Consider the following 22,419-nt stretch of genomic DNA (forward strand, 5'->3'; position numbering starts at 1 on the left):
TTCCCATGCTGTGGCTGTTCGTCTTTTTCCTTGTGCCGTTTCTGGTCCTAGGCCGGATCAGCCTGTCAGAGGCGATGATCGCGCGCCCGCCCTATTCGCCCTTGTTCGAGCAAGGCGCGGATGGCTGGGAATACGCCGGCAGCTTCGGCAATTACCAGTTCCTCGCCGAGGACCCGCTCTATGCCAGCGCCTATATCTCGTCGATCCGCATCGCCGCGACTTCAACGCTTCTGGCGCTGCTCATCGGCTATCCGCTGGCCTATTTCATCGCCCGCTCGCCAGAGCCGCGCCGGTCGATCCTGCTGCTTCTGGTGATCCTGCCCTTCTGGACATCGTTCCTGCTGCGTGTCTACGCGTGGATCGGGCTGTTGCGCCGCGATGGGGTTATCAACGGGTTCCTGATGTGGACGGGGATCATCGACCAGCCCTTGGTCATGCTCCAGACCGATTTCGCGGTCTATCTGGGCATCGTCTATACCTATCTGCCTTTCATGATCCTGCCGCTTTACGCCAATCTCGTGAAGCTGGACGGCGCGCTGCTGGAAGCGGCATCCGACCTTGGTGCATCGCCCATCTTGACCTTTTTCACGGTCACGCTGCCCTTGTCGCTGCCGGGCATCATCGCGGGGTCGATGCTGGTCTTCATCCCCGCCATCGGCGAATTCGTGATCCCGGCATTGCTGGGCGGCCCCGATACGCTGATGATCGGCCGTGTGCTGTGGGATGAGTTCTTCTCGGCCCGCGACTGGCCCGTCGCCTCTGCGGTGGCGATCGTCATGCTCTTTCTGGTCGTGGTGCCCATCATGTGGCTGCAATCGGTGCAGAACCGGCAAGAGGGCGCGCAATGAGAGGGTCTTGGTTCCTGCCTGCCGCCAGCTTTCTGGGCTTTGCGTTCCTCTATATCCCCATCCTGTCGTTGATTATCTACTCGTTCAACGACAGCCAGTTGGTCACGGTCTGGGGCGGGTTTTCGACGCGCTGGTATGGCGAGTTGCTGAATGACGCGCAAATCCTTGGCGCGGCATGGATCAGCCTGAAAGTGGGCGTGTTATCCGCGACCATCGCGACCGTGATCGGCACATTGGCCGCCTTCGTGCTGACCCGCTTTGGCCGCTTCCGGGGGCGTCTGCTGATGACCGGCATGGTCACGGCCCCGCTGGTCATGCCCGAAGTGCTGATCGGCCTGTCGCTGCTCTTGTTGTTCGTGTCGATGGAATTGGCGCTGGGCTGGCCGTCAGAGCGTGGCATGGTCACTGTCGTGATCGCGCATTCGACCTTTTGCGCGGCCTATGTGGCGGTCATCGCGCAATCGCGCCTGCGCGATATGGATGACAGTCTGGAAGAGGCCGCCCGCGATCTGGGCGCGGGCCCGGTGCGGGTGTTTTTCGACATTACCCTGCCGGTGATCGCGCCCGCGCTGGTGTCGGGCTGGCTGTTGGCCTTCACCCTGTCGCTGGATGATCTGGTCATCGCGTCTTTCGTATCCGGCCCCGGCGCTTCAACCCTGCCGATGGTGATCTTTTCCAAGGTGCGGCTGGGCGTCAGCCCCGATGTGAACGCGCTGGCGACGCTTATTATCCTGATCGTCGCCGTCGCGGTCAGCGTGGCGGGCTGGGTGCTTTATCGGCAGTCAAAGCGCGGGTAATCACCCCGCGCGTTTGATGCCCGCAAACCGCGCCCGCGCGCGCGGGTCTTTGTCGAACAGCGCGGCAAGCTGTTCGGTCATGGCACCCGCAAGCTGTTCGACATCGGTAATCGTGACCGCGCGATTATAGTAGCGCGTCACGTCATGGCCGATGCCGATGGCCAAAAGCTCCACCGCCCGACGCTTTTCGACCATGGCGATCACGTCGCGCAAATGACGTTCCAGGTAGTTGGCGGGGTTCACCGATAGCGTGCTGTCATCGACCGGCGCCCCGTCCGAGATGACCATCAGGATTTTCCGCGCCTCGGGCCGTGCCAGCATCCGCTTATGCGCCCATTCCAGCGCCTCGCCGTCGATATTTTCCTTCAGCAAACCCTCTTTCATCATCAGCCCAAGGTTCGGGCGCACGCGCCGCCAAGGTGCGTCGGCTTGCTTGTAGATGATATGGCGCAGATCGTTCAGCCGGCCCGGTTGCAGGCTGCGGCCCTCGGCCAGCCATTTCTCGCGCGACAGGCCACCCTTCCACGCGCGGGTGGTGAAGCCAAGGATTTCGACCTTGACGTTGCAGCGCTCCAGCGTGCGGGCCAGCACATCGGCGCAGATCGCAGCAATCGAGATCGGCCGCCCGCGCATGGACCCGGAATTGTCCAGCAGCAGCGTAACCACGGTGTCGCGGAATTCGGTGTCTTTTTCCTGCTTGAAGGACAGGGGCGTGGTGGGGTTGGCCACCACGCGCGCCAGGCGCCCGGCATCGAGCGTTCCCTCTTCCAGATCGAACAGCCACGACCGGTTTTGCTGCGCTTGCAAGCGACGTTGCAGCTTGTTGGCCAGCCGCGACACGGCCCCTTTCAGCGGTTCCAACTGCTGGTCCAGATAGGCGCGCAGGCGTTCCAACTCGGCTGCTTCGGCCAAATCCTCGGCACGGATTTCCTCGTCATGGGCGGTGGTGAAGACCTTGTAATCCGCGCTTGCCTCGGAATGCGGCGGGGGTGGCGGCGGGTCCATGGGCGCTTCGCCCTCGGGCAGTTCCGCCTCGTCCGACATCTCGTCCTCGGCATCGTCATCGACGGCCATATCGGCTTGCGCCGCGTCCTGCGATTGGCCGTCCTCATCGGCGCTGTCGTCGTCGTTGCTGTCGTCCTCGCCTTGGCTGTCGGGGTTTTCCGGCTCTTCGGGCTGGTCTTCGCTGTCGTCCTCGGTGCCCTCGTCCTCGTCGCCAGTGTCGTCGGGGTCGTCGCCCAACTGGTCGCCAAAGCCCAGATCCTCGATCATGCGGCGGGTGAAGCGGGCAAAGGCGCCTTGGTCGGCCAGCACATCGTCCAGCCCTTCCAGCGTGCTGCCCGCGCGCTCTTCGATAAAGCCGCGCCACAGATCCAGCACATGATCGGCCCCCTCGGGCAGATCGCGGCCCGTGGCCAGTTGGCGGATCATGTAGCTGGCCGCGACGGGCAGCGGCGCATCCTGACGGTCGCGGATCTGCGCATAGCCCTTGCGCCGCGCGTCATGGGCGATGCGCGCGTCTATGTTTCCCGCCGTGCCCGGCATGTGCTGCGCGCCCACGGCTTCGCAGCGGGCATCTTCCATCGCCTGATACAGCTCGCGCGCCATCTCGCCCTGCGGCATGTAGCGGGCATGGGTCTTTGCGTCGTGAAAGCGGCGGCGCAGGGCCAGGCTGTCGGCGGTGCCGCGCGCCAGAAGCACCTCGTCGCGGGTCATGCGGCGGGTCACTTGCGGCAGGCGCATCGCATCGCCCGACAGACCCGGCGGATCGACCGAATAGGTGACGGTCATGTCACGGGCATCGGCCAGCGTGCGGGCGGTTTCCGACAAGGCTTTCTTGAACGGGTCGGCCGGGTTGTCGGAAGGCTTGCTCATGCGTCACCAAGGCGTGGGAAATCACTGTCCCCAACAGATAGACCAGCGCCCCCCGAAAGAAAAGCGCAGACCCCGCGCGGGCGCACATCGACTGTGCGCAAACCGGCCTTTCCGGGCACGCGGCCGCGGACAATATGCGCTTATACAAAACCCCACACCGGAGAGCACACCATGACCACCACCCCCCGCATTGGCGTCATCCTTGGCACCACCCGCGACAGCCGTTTCGGGCTGGCCCCCGCAGAATGGATCGTGGCCCGCGCGAAAGCGCGCGGCGATTGGCAGGTCGACCTAATCGACCTGAAAGACCATCCGCTGCCCCTGTTCAACGAAATGGCGTCGAACGCATGGATGCCCAGCCAGGACGCCGCCGCCGTGAAATGGCAAGAGACGCTGGCGCAGTATGACGGGTTCATCTTCGTCACCCCCGAATACAACCGCTCGATCACCGGCGCTCTGAAGAACGCGTTGGACCAAGCCTATAACGAATGGAACCGCAAGGCGTTCGGCATTGTCAGCTATGGCTCTGTCGGGGGCACCCGCGCGGCCGAACACCTGCGCACCATCGGGATAGAGCTGCAAATGGCCTCGACCCGGTCGGCGGTTCATATTGGCGGCGGCGATTTCTTCAGCGTGCATCCGCTGGGCGGCGACCCCAAACCGATCGAGACGCTGGAAGCCAGCATCGGCGCATCCGCCGACGCCATGCTGTCGGAACTGGATTGGTGGACCCGCGCAACCATGGCCGCGCGCGCGGTAGAGGGACAGCGCGAAGCCGCCTGATGTCGCTATCAAGAAGACCCCCGTCACCGGTCTGGTGGCGGGGGGCACTGTTTTGTCTGGCGAGCGGGTCAGAAACGCGGAGACGGGGCCACGCAATTCACGCCGCTATGCTCTGAGCAGCCAAGCATGATGCCGGTCATGCCGCCGCTGTCATTGCCGAAGCCGAAGGTGCCAGCGGCTTCTTCCGCATTCGGACCGTAAAAGGCGCCGTCCAATTCGCCCCAAGCCTGCGAGCCGTTATAGGAAAAGCCGGTGTCTTCGGTGTTGTAGAACCGGCCATCAGGGCCGATCACCGCATCTTCGAAGCCCGCGGTCAGCTCTACATAGGTGTCGCGGCTTTCGTCGTAGATATGGCCGTTGAAATCGCCCGACAGGCTGCCCGCGTTGAAATCGGCGTTCAGGTCCATCGACCCGTTCGCGCGGCCTTCGTATGTGACACCGTTGCGGGTTACGCCGGCGCCTGCCTGAAAGCGGCCAGAGTAATTCACATCATCGCCCGGCAGTTGGACGAATTCGTCCTCTGACATGCCGGGGCCAGAATGGATGGCGACAAAGCTGTTCTGGTCGCCATTCGGGCCATGCCCCTCGATGGCGAAAGAGCCGGCATAGGCATAGGTGCCGCTCAGCTCATTTACCAGATAGGCGCGCTCGGCATTCGCGACCTCGCATTCGGGCACGGTGGCACCGCCGCCCGCGCGGGAGCAGTTCACCGACACACCGGTCAGATCGCCATTGTGGAAGTTCACGCCAGCCCCGTTCGCGCGCATCGGTGCGCCGCGTCCACGGTAGCTGTTGTAATACATTGTCGCCTCGACCCCTGCGGCGACATCGCCATCGCCAGCCAGAACACCGCCGGAATTGCCTTGGCCCGATTGCGGCAGGGTGTTCGGCGGGTTCCCGGTGCTGGGGGTTGTGCCGGGCTCGGAGCTTGGTTCGGTGCCGATGGGGCCGCCACTGCCTGCCGGGGCAAATTCGGCACCGCCACAAGCGGAGAGAAGGGCGATGACGCACAGGGCCGGGGCAAGATGAAAGCGCATGTTAGGCAATCCTCAATTAACCATCTTGCGCAAGTGATGCCCTCGCATTGGGGCCGGTTCACGAAATAAATATGGCCAGAAAAAGGAATTGTTCGCAGGCCCGCAACGATAGAACAGGGGCCGGTCAGTCTTCCAATTCCGGGTGCCAATAGCGTTGCATCACCAGGTAGGTGAAGGACGCCGACCACGTAATCAGCAGGAACCCGTTGAGAGAGGCCATGGCCACGACCAGGCGCAGGGGGCCGGTCGGGTAGACCTCGCCAATGCCAAGGGTGGTGTAGCTGGTCATGGCGAAATAGATCAGGTCTGTCGCGGTGCCGGTGAACAGCCCCTCTATGCCGCCAAGCGTGGGAAAGCGCAGGATCAGCCCGAAGGCCGCCGCGTAGATCAGGATCTCGACCAGATGCGCGGCAAGACAGCCAAGGATAACCAGAAGCACCTTGATCCGCGGCTGAATGCGACTGCCTGCCATGGCGCGGCCCAACTGGCGCAAGGCTTCGTAATGCACCGCGACCGTGGTCAGGATCAGCGCCAGCCCGATGGCCCCCGCCAGCGCCGGCATCATCGCGTTAGCCCAAGCTCATGCTGGCCGCCGATTCCGGCAGTTCCTCGTCGAAACAACGCTGGTAGAACTCGGCGACGGTCTGGCGCTCCAACTCGTCGCATTTGTTCAGGAAGGACAGGCGGAACGCGTATCCGATGGACCGGAAGATGCGGGCATTCTCGGCCCAGTTGATGACGGTGCGGGGCGACATGACGGTCGACAGATCGCCATTCATAAATGCCGTGCGCGTCATGTCCGCGACCGTCACCATCTGGCTGATTTCCTTGCGGCCCGCAGCGGTGTTGTAAGCCGGATTCTTCGCCAGCACGATGGCCGCTTCGGCATCGTGGCTGAGATAGTTCAGCGTGGCCACCAGCGACCAGCGGTCCATCTGCGCTTGGTTGATCTGCTGCGTGCCGTGATACAGGCCCGTCGTGTCGCCCAGACCTACGGTGTTCGCGGTCGCGAACAGCCGGAAAGACGGGTGCGGCGTGATGATCTCGTTCTGGTCCAGCAGTGTCAGCTTGCCGTCATGTTCCAGCACGCGCTGGATGACGAACATCACATCGGGGCGGCCCGCATCGTATTCGTCGAACACGATTGCCACCGGGTTGCGCAGCGCCCAAGGCAGGATGCCGTCCTGGAATTCCGTGACCTGAACGCCGTCGCGCAGCTTGATCGCGTCCTTGCCGATCAGGTCGATCCGGCTGATATGGCTGTCAAGGTTCACCCGCACCGAAGGCCAGTTCAACCGCGCGGCCACCTGTTCGATATGGGTGGATTTGCCGGTGCCGTGGTAGCCCTGGATCATGACGCGCCGGTTATAGGCAAAGCCTGCCAGGATCGCGAGCGTCGTATCGGGGTCGAACTTGTAGGTCGGGTCCATCGCGGGCACGCGGTCGGTCGCCTCGGCAAAGCCCTTGACGGTCATGTCACTGTCAATTCCGAACACGTCGCGGACGGAAATCTCTTCGGTGGGCTTCATCGGGTTGGTCATGCCTGTGGTCCTGCTTGTCTCTGGCGGCGGTGGGGTGCGGACATCACCGGGCCGCAGCTTGTGCCGTGTGTGTAACATATGGCGCCAAGGTTCAAGGGGAAGCCCTAATCCAAGGCGACCATCAACCGCTCCAGCCCGTGAAAATGGTAGATATTCGCCATGCGCGGCGGCTCTGTCAGGCTCAGGCGCGGCAATCTGGCGCAAAGCGCGCTCAGGGCGTGGCGAAGCTCCAGCCGGGCAAGGGGCGCGCCAAGGCAGAAATGCAGCCCCGCGCCAAAGCCTGCATGGGGTTTGGCCGGGCGGTCTGGGGTGAACAGATGCGCATCCTCCCAATGGCGCGGGCAGCGATTGGCCGCGCCGAGCAGGCAGGCGATTTGCGCCCCACGCGGGATGGTCACGCCCATCACGTCGATGTCGTCATAGGCCCAACGGGTGAACAGATGCAGGGCAGGGTCAAAGCGCAAACATTCCTCTATCAGCGCGTCGGTGATGGGGGCGGGCCACAGCCCATGTTCCAGCAGCGTTTTCACCGCCAGCCCAAGGCTGTGCACTGTCGCCTCGTGCCCCGCGTTCAGCAAAAGGATGCAGGTCGAGATCATCTCGTCCGTGCTCAGCTTTTGCCCGTCCTCTTCCGCCGCGATTAGATGGGTTATCAGGTCATCGGCAGGATTGGCGCGGCGCGCGTCAATATAGCCGCGCAGGAAATCGGTGAACTCGGTCGCGGCAAGGCTTGCGGCGTCTTCCATCGCGCGGCTGCGCCCGGCCTGATACATGCCGACCATCGCATTCGACCAGCGCAAAAGGTCAGGGGCCATGGATTCGGGCACCCCCAGCAGACGCGCGATGATGATGACGGGCAGGGGCTGGGCAAAGTGTTCCAGCAGATCGAACGGGCCGCGCGGCAGCCTGTCGATCAACTCATGCGCCAGCGCGTCGATCTGGGGGCCAAGCGCCGCGATCCGACGCGAGGTGAACGCCCGCAGAACCAGCGCGCGCAGCCGCGTGTGGCGCGGGGGTTCCAACTCCAGCATGGAATGCGCCTCGACCGCGTAGAACGGGGCCAGATGCGGCGCGATCTCGGGTGGGGTCAGCGGCACCCGCCCGAAGCGACGGTCGCGCAGCACCGCGTTGGTGGCGGCAAAGCTTGTGGTGCAGATCAGGCCGTAATCCTGCCAATGGACCAGCGACCCGAGTGCCCGCATCCGGTCGTAAGCGGAATAGGGATCTTGCACAAATCGAACATCTGTCGGATTTTGCGCAAAAACCGGCAAGCCCTCAAGTTCCACGTTCAAGCCTTTGAAATCGCGTCGATGATCCGTGCCCAAGACCGGATGCCTCGGTGGAAGCTGTCCAGATCATACTTTTCATTTGGCGAGTGTATGGCGTCATCATCCTTGGCAAAGCCGATCAGCATGGAATCCATGCCCAAGATCGTTTTGAAGTATCCCGCGATCGGGATCGACCCGCCAGAGCCGATGAACGCCGCAGGCTTCGGCCATTCCGCGCTGAGTGCCTGACGCGCCGCCTCGAATGCCGGGTGGTCGGTGGCCATGACCGACGCCCCGGACGCGCCATGTTCGGCAAATTCGGCGCGGCAATCGCCGGGCAGGCGGTCTTGCACGAACTCGCGGAATGCCGCGCGTATCTTGTGCGGGTCTTGGCCGCCCACCAGCCGGAAGCTGACCTTGGCGCTGGCCTGCGCGGGCAGCACGGTCTTGAACCCCGCGCCGGTATAGCCAGAGATCATGCCGTTGATCTCGCAAGTCGGGCGCGCCCAGATCATTTCCAGCGCGGTGCGGTCCTGTTCACCCGCGGGCAGACGCAGGCCCACCTTGCCAAGGAAGGCTTCGGCATCGAACCCCAAACCCGCCCATTGCGCACGAATATCCTGTCCCAACTCTGGCACATCGTCGTAAAAGCCGGGTAGGGTGACACGGCCCTGATCGTCATGCAGATCGGCCAAAATACGCGCCAGCACGCGGGCGGGGTTCATCGCGGCGCCGCCGAACATGCCCGAATGCAGGTCGCGGTCGGCGGCATGGATCGTCACCTCTTCGCCCAGCAGCCCGCGCAGCATGGTGGTGATGGCGGGGGTCTCGGCGTCATACATCGTCGTGTCGCAGATCAGCGCGACATCGGCCTTCAGTGCCTCGGCATGCTCTTTCATGTAGGGCACAAGCGAGGGCGAGCCGCTTTCCTCTTCCCCTTCCAGAAAGAAGGTCAGTTGCACCGGCAGGCTGCCATGCACCGCAAGCCACGCGCGGCAGGCTTCCACGAAGGTCATAAGCTGGCCCTTGTCGTCTGACGCGCCGCGCGCGCGGATCACTTTTCCGCGCGGCGTGTCCTGCACTTCGGGGTCGAACGGGTCGCGGTGCCACAGGTTCAGCGGGTCGACGGGTTGCACATCGTAATGCCCGTAGAACAGCAGATGCGGGCCTGCCTGCGCGCCGCCCGTGGCAACAACCATCGGGTGGCCTGTGGTTGGGTCTTTGCGGGCCGAAAAACCCATTGCGGCCAAGTCCTTGACCAGCCAGTCGGCGGCGGCTTCGACATCTGCCTTATGCGCCGGATCGGTCGAGATGGACGGGATGCGCAGCAGGTCTGACAACCGATCCAACGCCTGCGGCAGGTCGGCGTCGATCCGGGACAGGACAGGGGCGAGGGGGTCGGTCATCACATGCTCCGCTTTTTGCGATTTTGACGAAGGGTAACACCTGCCTTGGGGGTGTCCAGACCCCGCGCGCGGGCTATAACCCCGCCCAGCAACTGGATTCGAGTTTGGAGTGAGCGCGTATGAAAACCCCGAGCATGATCGCAATCGCGGCGGCACTGATGGCCGCACCGCTTCAGGCGCAGGATGTGCCGCGCGAAACCTACACGCTGGACGGGGTGCAGATTGCGCTGTCGCTGCACAGCTTCCTGTCGCCAGAGGGCGTGGCGATGCTGCGTCTGGTCGGGCAGAATCGCGATGCGCTGGCGCTGTTCGTGCCCGATGGCGCGCGGTTCGCGGCCATGGCGCTCGCGCCAGAGGACGGCTTGGTCAAGGACGGGCTGTTGGCGGAATCGGCGGTTGCGGTTGCCGATCTTCCCTCGCTGGACGAGGCGCGCGCGGCGGCGCTGGACGGCTGCAACGCCGCCAGAAGCGGTGGCCCGGATTGCGTTATCGCCTTGGAAATCCAGCCAGAATAGACGGCGCGACGATTCGGCGCGCCGGTATGCGGCGGTATTCGGTATCCTTCGGCTTAGACTTGATCTAAGTCATGGGAAGTTCGCAAATTGCATGGGAATTGTGCAGTCAGGGTAATTTGGTTTGCATGAACCAAGAATATCTATAAAAGCGAATATACCGAGCCGATGCCAGGGAGTGGGTAGTGAACTACGAAGCCGCAATCGATGCCGCCCTTAACCAGCTTCATGTAGAGGGGCGTTATCGCACCTTCATCGACATCGAACGGCAAAAGGACCATTTCCCCAAGGCTGTCTGGAACCGCCCCGATGGTACCAAGCAAGACATCGTGGTGTGGTGCGGCAACGACTATCTTGGCATGGGGCAGAACCCGGCGGTTCTGAGCGCGATGCATGAAGCGCTGGACGCGACCGGTGCAGGTTCTGGCGGCACGCGCAACATTTCCGGCACGACGGCCTATCACAAGCGTCTGGAAGCATCGCTTGCCGATCTGCACCAGAAGGAAGCGGCGCTGCTGTTCACCTCGGCCTATATCGCCAATGACGCCACGCTTTCGACCCTGCCCAAGCTGTTTCCGGGCCTGATTATCTATTCGGACGCGTTGAACCACGCCTCGATGATCGAGGGCGTGCGCCGCAATGGCGGGGCCAAGCGCATCTTCCGCCACAATGATCTGGCCCATCTGCGCGAGCTGCTGGCCGCCGACGACCCTGCCGCGCCCAAGCTGATCGCCTTCGAATCGATCTATTCGATGGATGGCGATTTTGGCCCGATCAAAGAGATTTGCGACCTTGCCGATGAATTCGGCGCGCTGACCTATATTGATGAGGTGCACGCGGTGGGCATGTATGGCCCGCGCGGCGCTGGCGTGGCCGAGCGTGACGGGCTGATGGACCGTATCGACATCATCAACGGAACGCTCGCCAAAGCCTATGGCGTGATGGGCGGCTATATCGCGGCATCGGCCAAAATGTGTGACGCGATCCGCTCTTACGCGCCGGGCTTCATCTTCACCACCTCGCTGCCGCCGGCGATCGCGGCGGGGGCAGCGGCCTCTGTCGAGTATCTGAAGACCGGGCAGTATCTGCGTGATAAACAACAGGAAAATGCCCGCATCCTGAAAATGCGGCTGCGCGGGTTGGGCCTGCCGATCATCGACCATGGCAGCCATATCGTGCCGGTCCATGTGGGCGACCCGGTGCATTGCAAGAAGATCTCGGACATGCTGCTCAGCGAATACGGGATCTATGTGCAGCCGATCAACTTCCCGACCGTGCCGCGCGGGACCGAACGCCTGCGGTTCACGCCCTCTCCGGTGCATGATCCGAAGATGATCGACCGTCTGGTTCACGCGATGGACGGGCTTTGGGCGCATTGTGCGCTGAATCGTGCCGAAATGTCTGCCTGACGCTTGTTATCACTTCAAATCGAAGTGAAACCCCTTATACTGCAAAATCATAGCGGCCCATCAGAGGTCGGGTTTGTGTGCAAGTTGGGGCTCAGGTGAGCAATCAAGCGGTCAAAGGGCGGGCAATGGACTGGTTTGGCGGTAAATCCAAAGACATGCCGGTAGATGATACCCAGCAACCGGGCTTCGATGATTTCGAAGTGCGGCTGGGTGACATCATTCGCGGCGAACGCGCGACAATGGGCAAGTCGCTGCTGGATGTGCAGCGCGAATTGCATATTCGCGCGACCTACATCGCGGCAATCGAAGCGGGCGACCTGTCTGCATTCGAAGCGCCGAGCTTCGTGGCAGGTTATGTGCGTTCCTACGCGCGCTATCTGGGGATGGACCCGGATTGGTGCTACCAGCGCTTCTGTGCTGAAACGAATTTCGCCATCAACCCCGATCTGGAACGCAGCCCCGTGTCGCGCCCCCGTGCAGAGCTGGGCGGCACAGGAGAGTTGTCTCAGGGCTTGCTGTCGCGCACCCGTCTGGCCGAGGGGCCAGAGCCGTTCTGGCGCAGCATGGATTACGGCGCGGTCGGCTCTGTCGCGGTGGTTCTTGCGCTTGTCATCGGTCTGGGCTTTGGCGGTTGGACCGTGTTGAAAGAGGTGCAGCGCGTGCAACTCGCACCCGCCGACCAGTCGCCAGAGGTGATGGCGGAACTGGACCCGGTGATCGCCAATGCCGCGCCGCGTGTCGATACCGCTGATGCGGGCGCGCTTTTGCCCGCCGCGCGCTTGGCCGAAGACCCCATCGCGCAAACCGCGTTGCCGGGCGATGCTGCCCCGGCGCAGGGCGTGGTGCGCAGCTACCAGCCCGAAGCGCTGGACGCGCCCATCATGGTATCGCGCGACGGCCCGATCGGCGCCATTCGCATGGTGCAGGATGAAGCGACACCCACCGAGATTGACGAGGCCATCGGTCTTGCCCTGAACGACGCGGGCAGCGCCCCGCAAATTCAGGTGCTGCGCGATGGTCCGCCGCAGGTCGAAGTGCTGGCCGTGCGCCCAAGCTGGATCCGCGTGCGCGCCGCCGATGGCACCGTGCTGTTCGAAAAGGTTCTGGACGCGGGCGAGCGCTACACCGTGCCGCAAACCGAAGAACCGGCTGTCTTGCGCGCGGGCAATTCGGGGTCCGTCTACCTGCTGGTCGATGGACAGCCTTACGGTCCAACCGCGCCGGGTGCACAAGTCGTGGACCGCATTGCCCTGACGCCAGAGGCCGTGACCGAAAGCTTCACGACCGCCGATCTGTCGGGCGACCAAGACCTGCGCAATTTCGTGAACGTGGCCGAAGCGCAGCAATAACGCACGCTGATTGGCTCTAACCTACAGAGGGGCGTTGCTTGTCGCAGCGCCCCTCTTGGTTTATGTCTTTGGGCAAACCCGCATGGCACAAGGCTTGCATGATGGACCACAACCATATCCGCCCCTGGCGTAATATCGAGCGCCGCAAATCCCGTCAGATCATGGTCGGGAAAGTGCCGGTGGGCGGCGGCGCGCCGATCAGCGTGCAGACCATGACCAACACCGATTCAGGCGATGCGGCGGCAACGATCAAGCAGGTGCTGGCCTGTGCCGAAGCCGGGGCTGACATCGTCCGCGTGTCGGTGCCTGACACCGACGCCAGCCGCGCGCTGCGCGAGGTGGTGCGTGAAAGCCCGGTGCCCATCGTGGCCGACATTCATTTCCACTACAAACGCGCGATCGAGGCCGCAGAGGCCGGTGCCGCTTGCCTGCGTATCAACCCCGGCAATATCGGTGACGCATCGCGCGTGCGCGAGGTCATCAAGGCCGCGCGCGATCATGGCTGTTCCATCCGCATCGGGGTGAATGCGGGATCTTTGGAGCGGCACTTGCTGGAAAAATACGGCGAGCCGTGCCCGGATGCGATGATCGAGTCGGGCCTCGACCATATCCGCATCTTGCAGGACAATGATTTCCACGAGTTCAAGATCAGCGTGAAAGCCTCGGACGTGTTCCTGGCCTCTGCCGCCTATATGGGGTTGGCCGAGGCGACGGATGCGCCGATCCATCTGGGGATTACCGAAGCAGGCGGCATGATTTCCGGCACCGTGAAATCCGCCATCGGCCTTGGCAACCTACTGTGGATGGGGATCGGCGACACGATCCGCGTGTCGCTGTCGGCCGACCCGGTGGAAGAGGTGAAGATCGGCTACGAGATTTTGAAATCTCTGGGTCTGCGGCACCGCGGCGTGAACATCATTTCCTGCCCGTCCTGCGCGCGGCAGGGGTTTGATGTCATCAAGACCGTCTCGGTGCTGGAAGAGCGCCTTGCCCATATCAAGACCCCGATGAGCCTGTCGATCATCGGCTGCGTGGTGAACGGGCCGGGCGAGGCGCTGATGACCGATGTGGGCTTTACCGGCGGCGGGGCCGGGTCGGGTATGGTCTATCTGGCGGGCAAGCAAAGCCACAAGATGAGCAACGACCAGATGGTCGACCATATCGTGGAACAGGTCGAAAAGAAGGCGGCCGAGATCGAGGCGGCGCGCGCTGCTGCCGAGGCTGCCGAATAGTCTGACGATGTTTGATCCAACGGAAAAAGGGCGGCCCGCTGGGCCGCCCTTTTAAGTCTATTCCCAGGGAAAGGGCGCGCTGGCGCGCGGCCCCTTCATTTCAGCAGCGATTTGACCTTCGCGACCACATCTTCCGCCGTGATCCCGAGCTCTTTGTAAAGCGTGGGGGCCGGGGCGGATGCGCCGAAATCATGCATCCCGATGAAGCCCGATTTCTCGCGCCGACCGCGCTCGCCATAAAGCCAGCGGTCCCAGCCAAAGCGGATCGCGGCCTCGATCGCGACACGCACCGGGCCTGCGGGCAGAACCTTGCGCCGATAGGCCTCTGGCTGCTCTTCGAACAGCTCCCAGCAGGGCATGGACACAACGCGCGTGCCGATCCCTTCGGCGTGCAACATCTCGCGCGCATTCATGGCGATTTCCACCTCGGAGCCGGTCGCCATCAGGATGGCCTGGCGCTTGCCGATCGCATCGGCCAGCACGTAAGCGCCTTGGGCGGTCAGGTTCTTGACCTTGTGCTCGGTGCGGTAGGTGGGCAGGTTTTGCCGTGTCAGCGCCAGAACCGACGGCGTGCGGGCGTTGGTCAGCGCGAGTTCCCACGCCTCGGCGGTTTCCACCGTGTCGCAGGGGCGGAAGACGTTCGTGTTCGGCGTCGCGCGCAGCATGGCCAGATGTTCGACCGGCTGGTGCGTCGGGCCATCTTCGCCCAACCCGATGCTGTCATGCGTCATGACATAGGTCACGGGCACGCCCATCAACGCCGACAGACGCATCGCGCCGCGCGCGTAATCGGTAAAGCACAGGAAAGTGCCGCCATAGGGTTTCAGCCCCCCATGCAGCGCCAGCCCGTTCATCGCCGCCGCCATGCCATGCTCTCGGATACCGTAATAGACATAGCGGCCCTTGCGGTCGTCAGCCGAGAACACGCCCAACCCTGCTGTCTTGGTATTGTTGGACCCGGTCAAGTCGGCAGAGCCGCCGATGGTTTCGGGGCAAACGCTGTTGACCACTTCCAGAACCATCTCCGAGGATTTGCGGGTGGCAACCGAAGGCGCGCTTTCCGAGATCTGCTTTTTGAAGGCGCGGATTGCGCTTTCCAGCTTTTTGGCGGGTGCACCCGTCATGCGGCGAGTGAATTCGGCCTGCTTGGCGGCGGAAAGGGCGGCGAAGCGGGTTTTCCACTCTTCATGGGCTTTCGCCCCGCGCGACCCGATGGCGCGCCACGCGTCCAGAACATCGGCCGGAATCTCGAACGGGCCATGTTCCCAGCCATAGGCGGCCTTGGTCGCGGCGATCTCTGCATCGCCCAATGGCGAGCCATGCGCGCCAGAGGTGTCGGCCTTTTTCGGGCTGCCAAAGCCGATGACGGTCTTGCAGTCGATCAAAACAGGGCGGTCGCTGCCCTTGGCTTCGGTCAGCGCGCGGTCGATATCGGCCGCGTCATGCCCGTCGCAGGACAGCACTTTCCAGCCAGCGGCAGCGAAACGCGCGCGCTGGTCGGTGCGGTCTGACAGCGATACCCGCCCGTCGATGGTAATGTCGTTATTGTCCCACAGCACGATCAAGCGGCCCAGCTTCTGGTGGCCCGCCAGACCGATTGCTTCGTGGCTGATCCCCTCCATCAGGCAGCCATCGCCCGCGATGACATAGGTGTAATGGTCGACCACCTTCGGCCCGAATTCGGCCCGCAGCTTTTCTTCGGCCATGGCAAAGCCCACGGCGTTGGAGATGCCCTGACCCAAGGGGCCGGTCGTGGTTTCCACACCGTCAACATGGCCATATTCCGGGTGGCCGGCAGTGATCGCGCCCCATTGGCGGAAATTCTTGATCTGATCGAGCGTCATCTGCTGGTAGCCGGTCAGGTACAAGAGCGCGTAAATCAGCATCGACCCGTGACCTGCCGACAGGATGAACCGGTCGCGGTCGGCCCAGTCGGGGGCGCTTGCGTCGAATTTCAGGTGCTTCTCGAACAACACGGTCGCCACATCGGCCATGCCCATCGGCATCCCCGGATGGCCGGAATTGGCGGCTTGCACGGCATCCATGGCCAAAGCACGGATGGCGGTGGCCTTTTTCCAATGGTCGGGATCGGCGGTTTTCAGGGCAGCAATATCCACGTCTGGTCTTCCTCGGCTGGACAGGGCGATGTTAGCGGTATCAATCCGCGACGGCGATCATACGGGCTTGCGCCTTGAGTGCAACCAAGAGCGGCCCGAAACCGCGTGTCGCCTGCCTCTGAACTTGGCCCAAGGTTGGAAAGCCAAAAGTTTGGGGGTAGGCTTGTGCGGCGTGGGTTGCCATACCCTGCATGGAATGATTCGGCCATGTGAAAGCGCTATTTGGGAAAGAGCAGGCATGACGGATATAAAACAGATGGAAAGCCGGCTGGCACGCGCGCTGGACCGGATTTCGGCGGCGGCGGGCAAATTGTCGGCCGCACCCGCAGCCCCGGCGGGCGACGGCGATAGCGCTGCGCTCCAAGCCGCGCTGGAGGCAGAGCGCGCCAAGACCGCGCAACTGACAGAGCGGGTGAATGCCGTGCGCCAGCGTCAGGACAGCTCTGTCGCCTCGCTCGAGCGGCGGCTGGCGCGGATGACCGAACAGCTTGATTTGCAAAGCCTGGAGATGCTGCGCCTGAAGAAAGCCAATTCCAAGCTGATCGAAGCCAATCGCCAATTGCGCGAAGGGGTCGAGGCGCAGGTCGTCGAACCCAGCGCCATCAACCGCTCGCTCGTGGCGGAACTGGAAGCCTTGCGCGCCGAGCGCGCCGCCGAACTGGCCGAGATGGAAGATGTCTTGGGCGAATTGAAGCCACTGATGGGGGCAGGGGGGCGCGATGCCTGAACAAGTAATCACGATCGGCAACAAGGATTTCGAAGTCGCCTGTCAGCCCGGTGAAGAGCAGTTCCTGCTGGCAGCCGCCGCCATGCTGGATGCCGAGGCGCGCACATTGCTGGAGCAGATCGGGCGCGTGCCGGCCGAGCGGATGTTGTTGATGTCGGGGCTGATGCTGGCCGACAAGACCGCAGCGGTCGAGGACAAGCTGAAAGAGGCCGAGGCGCAGATCGACTCCATGCGCGAGGAAATCTCGCGCCTGCACGCGCGCCCGGCGCAAAAGGTCGAGGTGCCGGTGGTGCCGCAGGACCTGACCGACGCTTTGTCGGAACTGGCCGCGCGCGCCGAAGCGGTGGCCGAGGATATGGAAAGCCGCGCCTCAGCGTAAGGCGCGGCGCAGGGCGGGCACGAGTTCCGGGTGGTTGTAGATGTCGTTATGGCCCGCGTTCAGGCGGGTCATGGAGGCGTTTGGAAGGGTATCGGCCAGTGCGTTCGAGCGCGGGGCCGGGATCACCTCGTCGCGCGTGGCGATGAACAGGGTGACGGGCGCTTGATTGGCCTGCATGTCCTGTGCGGCGGGCATGTCGTGCCGGAACAGCCAGCGCACGGGCAGGAAGGGCAGGCTGTCTGATGCCACCTTGGCCAGACTGTCGAAAGGCGTGACGAGGATGACGCGGTCCAGCCGCCGCGCGCCCGCCAGATGGGCCGCCACGCCGCTGCCGATGCTGAACCCCACCGCCGCCACCGGGCCAGTCAGGCTGTCATGGATCGCCAGCGCATCGGCCATCAGCGCTTGGGCCGAAGCGCTGCCGGTCGAGGGCGCATAGCCCCGGTAATGATAAACGACCACATCCTGTGCGGGCGCGATTTGGTGCAGGAACAGCGCCATCGCCTCTGCATTCCACGCGTTGCCGGGAAAGCCAAGGATCGTGGGGCGCGCAGGGTCGCGGCCCGGAATGCGCACGCCATGCAGGGTTGCGTCGCCCAGATTCAGCGTCAGGCGTTCGGTTTGGTTGGGCAGCGCGGGGGGCGGGCCGACCATCTGGCGCGGGAAAACAAGCGATTGTTGAAAAAATGCAAGTGCCGCCACGAAAGCGACATAGAGAACCGCGCCAGCGATCAAGATTTTCATCAGCAATGACAATTGATTATGCCCAACTCTGTGGCGCAGGGCGCGCGACAGCCAATGCCGCCAAAAATCGCGAATCTTTAAGCCGTGTCGTCCTCTGCACGGCCTCGGAACCCGGTTGCGACGACGTATTTCTCTGACGAATCCGACCGGCTGGCAGGCGGTTTCACATTGGCGACCTTTCGGAAATTCTGCTTCAGAAGTTGCTGCAACTCGCCCTCGGCCCCACCGGCCAGAACCTTGGCAACGAAGGTGCCGCCCTCTTCCAGCACGTCGAAGGCGAAATAGGCCGCCGCCTCACATAGCGCCATGATGCGCAAATGATCGGTCTGCTTGTGACCAGAAGAGGCCGCCGCCATGTCCGACATGACCACATCGGCGCTGCCGCCCAGCCAGTCCTTGACCTTGGCGTCGGCACCATCTTCGAGGAAATCCAGCACATGGGCCGTGGCACCGGCCAAGGGTTCCACCTCTTGCAGGTCCACGCCCAGCACGGTGCCCACGCGTTTGCCCTTTTTCTCGCCCAAGGCATTCACGCGCACCACGGCCACTTGTAGCCAGCCGCCCGGCGCACAGCCCAGATCGACCACCCGCGCGCCGGGCACAAGGAAGCGATACTTGTCGTCCAGTTCCAACAGCTTGTAGGCCGCGCGCCCCCGGTAGCCATCGCGCCGCGCGGCGGCGACATAGGGGTCGTTCAACTGCCGTTCCAGCCAACGGGTCGAGGACAGCTTGCGCCCGCGCGCGGTCTTGACCTTGACCTTCAGGTCACGTTGCCCGCGCCCGGATGTGTTCTTGCCCGTCATGTCTCAACTCTCAATTCTGGGTCAGGTCCAGCGCGCCATCGCCGCTCATCTGCGCGTAAAGCAGCCCCTCGCGCAAGCCGCGATCGGCAACCGACATGCGTTCCGTCGGCCAAACCCGCATCAGCGCGGTCAGAATGGCCGCGCCCGACATGATCTGGGTGTGCCGCTCGCGCCCGATGCGCGGGTCTTGCCGCCGCCCGATGGGGCCGAGCGCAAGGTATTCGCGGATCACGCTATCGACCTGCCCTGAGTTCATCACCAGCCCGTCGACCTTGTTGCGGTCATAGCGCTTCAGCCGCAGGTAGCTGGCCGCGACAGTGGTAATGGTGCCGGAGGTGCCGATGATCTGGAACGCCTTGTGCGGCGTCGCATCGGCGTAGGGGGTGAAGGCCTCTAGCTGCTCTTCGAAATACCAGCTCATCAGCGCGAAGCGCGCGGCGTCGTCATCGACATCGGCGAAATAGTCTTTCAGCGTGGCCACGCCCAAGGGCACGCTGATCCAGTCGACCACGCGCGGCTTGCCGGGCAGGCTCTCGCGGTTGAAGGCACCTTGATACATGGACAAGATAGCGTTGCGTCGCTCGTCCGGGGCCACGCGCGACAAGTCGATCCAGACCAGTTCGGTGGACCCGCCGCCAATGTCGATGACTAGCAATTGCTCTGTATCCTGCGCCACGAGCGAGGCACAGGACACAACAGCCAGCCGCGCCTCTTCCTCTGCGGTGATGATGTCCAGCTTCAGCCCGGTTTCGCGCTGCGCACGGCGAATGAAATCGCGGCTGTTGCGCGCGCGGCGGCACGCTTCGGTCGCGACCAGCCGCATTTTTCGCACATCATGGCGTTCCAGCTTGGACCGGCAGATGCGCAAGGCTTGCAACGTGCGTTGCATGGGTTTGTGCGACAGCAGGCCAGAGCTTTCCAGCCCCGTGCCCAGTTCGACGGCTTTGGAAAAGCTGTCCACGACTTCGAATTGCCCGCCCTTGGGGCGCGCAATGAGCATGCGACAACTATTCGTGCCCAGATCCAGGGCCGCGTAGAGCGGCGCAGATCCGGGGTGGCGCGGGGCCTTTGACGATGTCCGGGCCGCGCCGCTTGGCGGGCCTTCTGGTGTCGGGGGCGTGCCCGCGCCTGCGGGACGCTGGGGCGTCATCTATCGCCCTCCAATTCATGTTAGGCTCAAGGTAGTCCAGCGCCGCCCCTCGCGCAAGGCTTAGCTTGGGTCGCCCCTGCCGGGTGCAAGGTCGGATTTGGCACGGGCCGTCTTGGCCATCCGCGCTAACAAGGGGGCATGAATGCGAAAAAGGGCAGGGCATGGCACAGCTTGTGATCGTCTATTGGCGCGACATTCCGGCGCAGGTTATCGCGGGGCAGGGCCGTCGCGCGCGCAAGCTGCAACTGTCCGAGCGGTTCGAGCAAGCCATCGACCGCTGCGCCATGAAGGTGGGCGCGAAAGATGCCGACGCTTACCTGGCCGATTGGCGCAAGGCCGACCCGGTCGAGGTCGCTGGCAGCGATGAAGAGGTCGCAAGCGCCACCGCTGCCCGGCTGGAACAAGAGTATGACGCAGACAGGCTGCGCGCGCTGATCGCCAATGATGGTTGGGCATAGGCGCTCAAGGTGGCACGGCTTTCGCTTGGGAGGATGCTGATGGGACTGTTGAATTTCCGCCGCCCGGTAGAGATGGCGCCGCCCGTGACGGGCGCGGTCGCCGCGCTGATGCGGGGCTTTTCACTGGAAGTCATGCCGCGCACGGCTGAAAAGATCGCGGATTTCCGCGCGCTTCTGCCCTTGGGCACGCGCGTTTATGTTGCCCATATAGACGGCACGCCCATTGCCGAGATGGTCGCCACCGCTGCGCGCCTTCATGCCGAGGGCATGGCGCCCATGCCGCATTTCCCCGCGCGCATTATCCACAACCGGGCAGAGCTGGCCGATTGGGTTACGCGCTACCGCGATGTGGGTGTGCGTCAGGCGCTTATGCTGGGCGGCGGTGTTGCGACGCCCGCAGGTGTGTATGACAATTCCATGCAATTGCTGGAGACGGGCCTGTTCGACGGGTTCGACCGCCTGCATGTCGCGGGCCACCCCGAAGGCAACCGCGATATCGAACCCGCAGGGCAGGACCGCGTGGTCATGGACGCGCTGCGCTGGAAGCAGGAATTCGCACGCAGCACGGGCGTGGAGATGGCCATTGTCACCCAATTCGCCTTCGAGGCCGCGCCGATCATCGCTTGGGGCAACCGCCTGCGCGAGGAAGGCATCACCTTGCCCGTGCATCTGGGCGTGGCGGGACCGGCGAAGCTGCAAACGCTGATAAAATTCGCCGTGGCTTGCGGGGTTGGGCCGTCTTTGCGCGTGCTGCAAAAACGCGCGAAGGATGTCTCTAAGCTGCTGTTGCCGTTCGAGCCGACAGAGCTGGTGCAGGCCTTGGCCGCCCACAAGTCTGCGCATCCCGATTTCGCGGTCGACAAGCTGCATGTCTTCCCGCTGGGCGGCATCAAGGCCAGCACCGACTGGACCGCAACCCATGGCGGCGCGGCTGCGCGCCCTGCCATCTAACCCTTTGCGATTGGACCGAGCATGACCCGCACCGTCATCGAATCCGCCACCAAAACCGTTGTCATCGGCTTTGACGAGCCGTTTTGCGTCATCGGCGAGCGCATCAACCCCACGGGCCGCAAGAAGCTGGCGGCAGAGCTGGAGGCGGGCGATTTCACCACCGTCGAGCGTGACGCGCTGGAGCAGGTCGCCTGCGGGGCCAATGTGCTGGACATCAATTCGGGCGCGGTGTTTTCCAACAAGATGGCCGAAGATCCGCGCTATGCCGATAACAACTTTGTCGAGCCGCCCTTGATGCGCGATCTGTGCGCGCGGGTGCAGGCGCTGGTGGACGTGCCCTTGTGCATCGACTCTTCCGTGCCCGCCGCGTTGCTGGCCGGGTTGGAGACCTGTAACGGCCGGCCCTTGTTGAATTCGGTGACGGGTGAAGAGGAACGGCTGGAAGCGATCCTGCCGCTGGTCAAGAAATTCAACGTGCCCGTGGTGGCCATTTCCAACGATCACACGGGCATTTCCGAAGACCCCGATGTGCGTTTTGCCGTGGCCAAGAAGATCGTCGAGCGCGCTGCCGATTACGGCATTCCCGCGCATGACATCGTTGTGGACCCGCTGGTCATGCCCATCGGGGCCATGGCGACGGCGGGGCATCAGGTGTTCACGCTGGTGCGGCGCTTGCGCGACGAGTTGGGCGTGAACACGACCTGCGGCGCGTCGAATATCAGCTTCGGGCTGCCGAACCGGCACGGGATCAACGCGGCGTTTCTGCCCATGGCGATCGGCGCGGGTATGACCAGCGCCATCATGAACCCGGTGCGCGCGCAGGAAATGGAAGCGATCCGCGCGGCGAACCTGCTGATGAACCATGACGCGAATGGCGGCGCATGGATCGGGCTGACCAAGGTGATGGACGCGATGGGCGAGGGTGTCAGCTTCGCCGACGCTTCGCGCGCGGCGATGGACGCGGGCGCGCGCACCGGCGGGCGGCGCGGCGGGCGGCGCGCGCGGGGTTAAGCCACCCTCTGGATTGTAAAAA

The 22,419-nt window shown here is 63.5% G+C and carries 22 protein-coding genes; 12 read left to right on the top strand and 10 right to left on the bottom strand.

The window, feature by feature from the left end:
* Nucleotides 1-5: 5 nt before the first annotated feature.
* Nucleotides 6-848, top strand: coding sequence for an ABC transporter permease subunit (locus J1C52_RS10220; protein WP_227427961.1), 843 nt, complete (start codon nucleotides 6-8; stop codon nucleotides 846-848).
* Nucleotides 845-1,645, top strand: a complete 801-nt coding sequence (locus J1C52_RS10225) for an ABC transporter permease subunit (protein WP_227427844.1) — start codon at nucleotides 845-847, stop codon at nucleotides 1,643-1,645. The genes J1C52_RS10220 and J1C52_RS10225 overlap by 4 nt, the downstream gene beginning before the upstream one ends.
* On the opposite strand, the gene cobT is transcribed toward J1C52_RS10225, so the two are convergent.
* On the bottom strand, nucleotides 1,646-3,520 hold the full coding sequence (cobT, locus tag J1C52_RS10230) for a cobaltochelatase subunit CobT (protein ID WP_227427845.1): 1,875 nt from the start codon (nucleotides 3,518-3,520) through the stop codon (nucleotides 1,646-1,648).
* Nucleotides 3,521-3,691: 171 nt separating this feature from the next.
* On the opposite strand from cobT, the gene J1C52_RS10235 reads away from it, so the two are divergent.
* Nucleotides 3,692-4,303 carry an NADPH-dependent FMN reductase gene (locus tag J1C52_RS10235; protein ID WP_227427846.1) on the top strand — a complete coding sequence of 204 codons (612 nt, stop codon included), beginning with the start codon at nucleotides 3,692-3,694 and terminating at the stop codon, nucleotides 4,301-4,303.
* A 68-nt stretch (nucleotides 4,304-4,371) separates the two neighbouring features.
* Here J1C52_RS10235 and J1C52_RS10240 read toward each other — a convergent pair whose 3' ends face one another.
* From J1C52_RS10240 to J1C52_RS10260, 5 genes are all read right to left on the bottom strand, one after another.
* Entirely contained in the window at nucleotides 4,372-5,340 is a 969-nt protein-coding gene (locus J1C52_RS10240) for a transferrin-binding protein-like solute binding protein (RefSeq protein WP_227427847.1), read from the bottom strand.
* Between the two features lie 124 nt (nucleotides 5,341-5,464).
* Entirely contained in the window at nucleotides 5,465-5,905 is a 441-nt protein-coding gene (locus J1C52_RS10245) for an ion channel (RefSeq protein ID WP_227427848.1), read from the bottom strand.
* Between the two features lie 4 nt (nucleotides 5,906-5,909).
* Entirely contained in the window at nucleotides 5,910-6,881 is a 972-nt protein-coding gene (gene cobS, locus J1C52_RS10250; RefSeq protein WP_227427849.1) for a cobaltochelatase subunit CobS, read from the bottom strand.
* A gap of 104 nt (nucleotides 6,882-6,985) precedes the next feature.
* On the bottom strand, nucleotides 6,986-8,152 hold the full coding sequence (locus J1C52_RS10255; protein ID WP_227427962.1) for a cytochrome P450: 1,167 nt from the start codon (nucleotides 8,150-8,152) through the stop codon (nucleotides 6,986-6,988).
* 17 nt (nucleotides 8,153-8,169) lie between these two features.
* Nucleotides 8,170-9,555, bottom strand: coding sequence for a M20/M25/M40 family metallo-hydrolase (locus J1C52_RS10260; RefSeq protein ID WP_227427850.1), 1,386 nt, complete (start codon nucleotides 9,553-9,555; stop codon nucleotides 8,170-8,172).
* Nucleotides 9,556-9,674: 119 nt separating this feature from the next.
* Between J1C52_RS10260 and J1C52_RS10265 the strand changes: the two genes are divergently transcribed.
* From J1C52_RS10265 to ispG, 4 genes are all read left to right on the top strand, one after another.
* On the top strand, nucleotides 9,675-10,070 hold the full coding sequence (locus J1C52_RS10265) for a hypothetical protein (RefSeq protein WP_227427851.1): 396 nt from the start codon (nucleotides 9,675-9,677) through the stop codon (nucleotides 10,068-10,070).
* A 182-nt stretch (nucleotides 10,071-10,252) separates the two neighbouring features.
* The gene (hemA, locus tag J1C52_RS10270) at nucleotides 10,253-11,476 is read left to right on the top strand and encodes a 5-aminolevulinate synthase (RefSeq protein ID WP_227427852.1); all 1,224 of its coding nucleotides are present in this window, start codon (nucleotides 10,253-10,255) and stop codon (nucleotides 11,474-11,476) included.
* A 125-nt stretch (nucleotides 11,477-11,601) separates the two neighbouring features.
* Nucleotides 11,602-12,825, top strand: a complete 1,224-nt coding sequence (locus J1C52_RS10275; RefSeq protein WP_227427853.1) for a helix-turn-helix domain-containing protein — start codon at nucleotides 11,602-11,604, stop codon at nucleotides 12,823-12,825.
* Nucleotides 12,826-12,926: 101 nt separating this feature from the next.
* Entirely contained in the window at nucleotides 12,927-14,057 is a 1,131-nt protein-coding gene (ispG, locus tag J1C52_RS10280) for a flavodoxin-dependent (E)-4-hydroxy-3-methylbut-2-enyl-diphosphate synthase (RefSeq protein ID WP_227427963.1), read from the top strand.
* Nucleotides 14,058-14,152: 95 nt separating this feature from the next.
* Here the strand turns inward: ispG and tkt are convergent, their stop codons facing one another.
* Complete coding sequence (tkt, locus tag J1C52_RS10285; protein WP_227427854.1) at nucleotides 14,153-16,174, bottom strand: transketolase; 2,022 nt, start codon at nucleotides 16,172-16,174, stop codon at nucleotides 14,153-14,155.
* Between the two features lie 238 nt (nucleotides 16,175-16,412).
* Between tkt and J1C52_RS10290 the strand changes: the two genes are divergently transcribed.
* A complete protein-coding gene (locus J1C52_RS10290; RefSeq protein WP_227427855.1) occupies nucleotides 16,413-16,901 on the top strand; it encodes a hypothetical protein in 489 nt (162 codons plus the stop codon).
* Nucleotides 16,894-17,280 (top strand): cell division protein ZapA, encoded by a 387-nt coding sequence (locus J1C52_RS10295; protein WP_227427856.1) that lies wholly within the window; start codon nucleotides 16,894-16,896, stop codon nucleotides 17,278-17,280. The genes J1C52_RS10290 and J1C52_RS10295 overlap by 8 nt, the downstream gene beginning before the upstream one ends.
* On the opposite strand, the gene J1C52_RS10300 is transcribed toward J1C52_RS10295, so the two are convergent.
* The 3 genes from J1C52_RS10300 to J1C52_RS10310 form a co-directional block, all read right to left on the bottom strand.
* Nucleotides 17,272-18,024, bottom strand: a complete 753-nt coding sequence (locus J1C52_RS10300) for an alpha/beta hydrolase (protein WP_227427857.1) — start codon at nucleotides 18,022-18,024, stop codon at nucleotides 17,272-17,274. The genes J1C52_RS10295 and J1C52_RS10300 overlap by 9 nt on opposite strands.
* Nucleotides 18,025-18,101: 77 nt before the next feature.
* Nucleotides 18,102-18,827: an RlmE family RNA methyltransferase gene (locus J1C52_RS10305; RefSeq protein WP_227427858.1), complete on the bottom strand. Its 726-nt coding sequence runs from the start codon at nucleotides 18,825-18,827 to the stop codon at nucleotides 18,102-18,104.
* A 10-nt stretch (nucleotides 18,828-18,837) separates the two neighbouring features.
* Complete coding sequence (locus J1C52_RS10310) at nucleotides 18,838-19,977, bottom strand: Ppx/GppA phosphatase family protein (protein ID WP_370633257.1); 1,140 nt, start codon at nucleotides 19,975-19,977, stop codon at nucleotides 18,838-18,840.
* Between the two features lie 161 nt (nucleotides 19,978-20,138).
* On the opposite strand from J1C52_RS10310, the gene J1C52_RS10315 reads away from it, so the two are divergent.
* From J1C52_RS10315 to J1C52_RS10325, 3 genes are read left to right on the top strand one after another with little or no spacing between them, the layout of a single operon-like run.
* The gene (locus tag J1C52_RS10315; RefSeq protein WP_227427859.1) at nucleotides 20,139-20,435 is read left to right on the top strand and encodes a virulence factor; all 297 of its coding nucleotides are present in this window, start codon (nucleotides 20,139-20,141) and stop codon (nucleotides 20,433-20,435) included.
* 39 nt (nucleotides 20,436-20,474) lie between these two features.
* The gene (locus J1C52_RS10320) at nucleotides 20,475-21,386 is read left to right on the top strand and encodes a methylenetetrahydrofolate reductase (RefSeq protein WP_227427860.1); all 912 of its coding nucleotides are present in this window, start codon (nucleotides 20,475-20,477) and stop codon (nucleotides 21,384-21,386) included.
* Between the two features lie 21 nt (nucleotides 21,387-21,407).
* Nucleotides 21,408-22,397 (top strand): methyltetrahydrofolate cobalamin methyltransferase, encoded by a 990-nt coding sequence (locus J1C52_RS10325; protein WP_227427861.1) that lies wholly within the window; start codon nucleotides 21,408-21,410, stop codon nucleotides 22,395-22,397.
* Nucleotides 22,398-22,419: the final 22 nt, after the last annotated feature.

Origin of the sequence: Roseibaca sp. Y0-43, from assembly GCF_020667835.1 — a bacterium.
Classification (GTDB): Bacteria; Pseudomonadota; Alphaproteobacteria; order Rhodobacterales; family Rhodobacteraceae; genus Roseinatronobacter.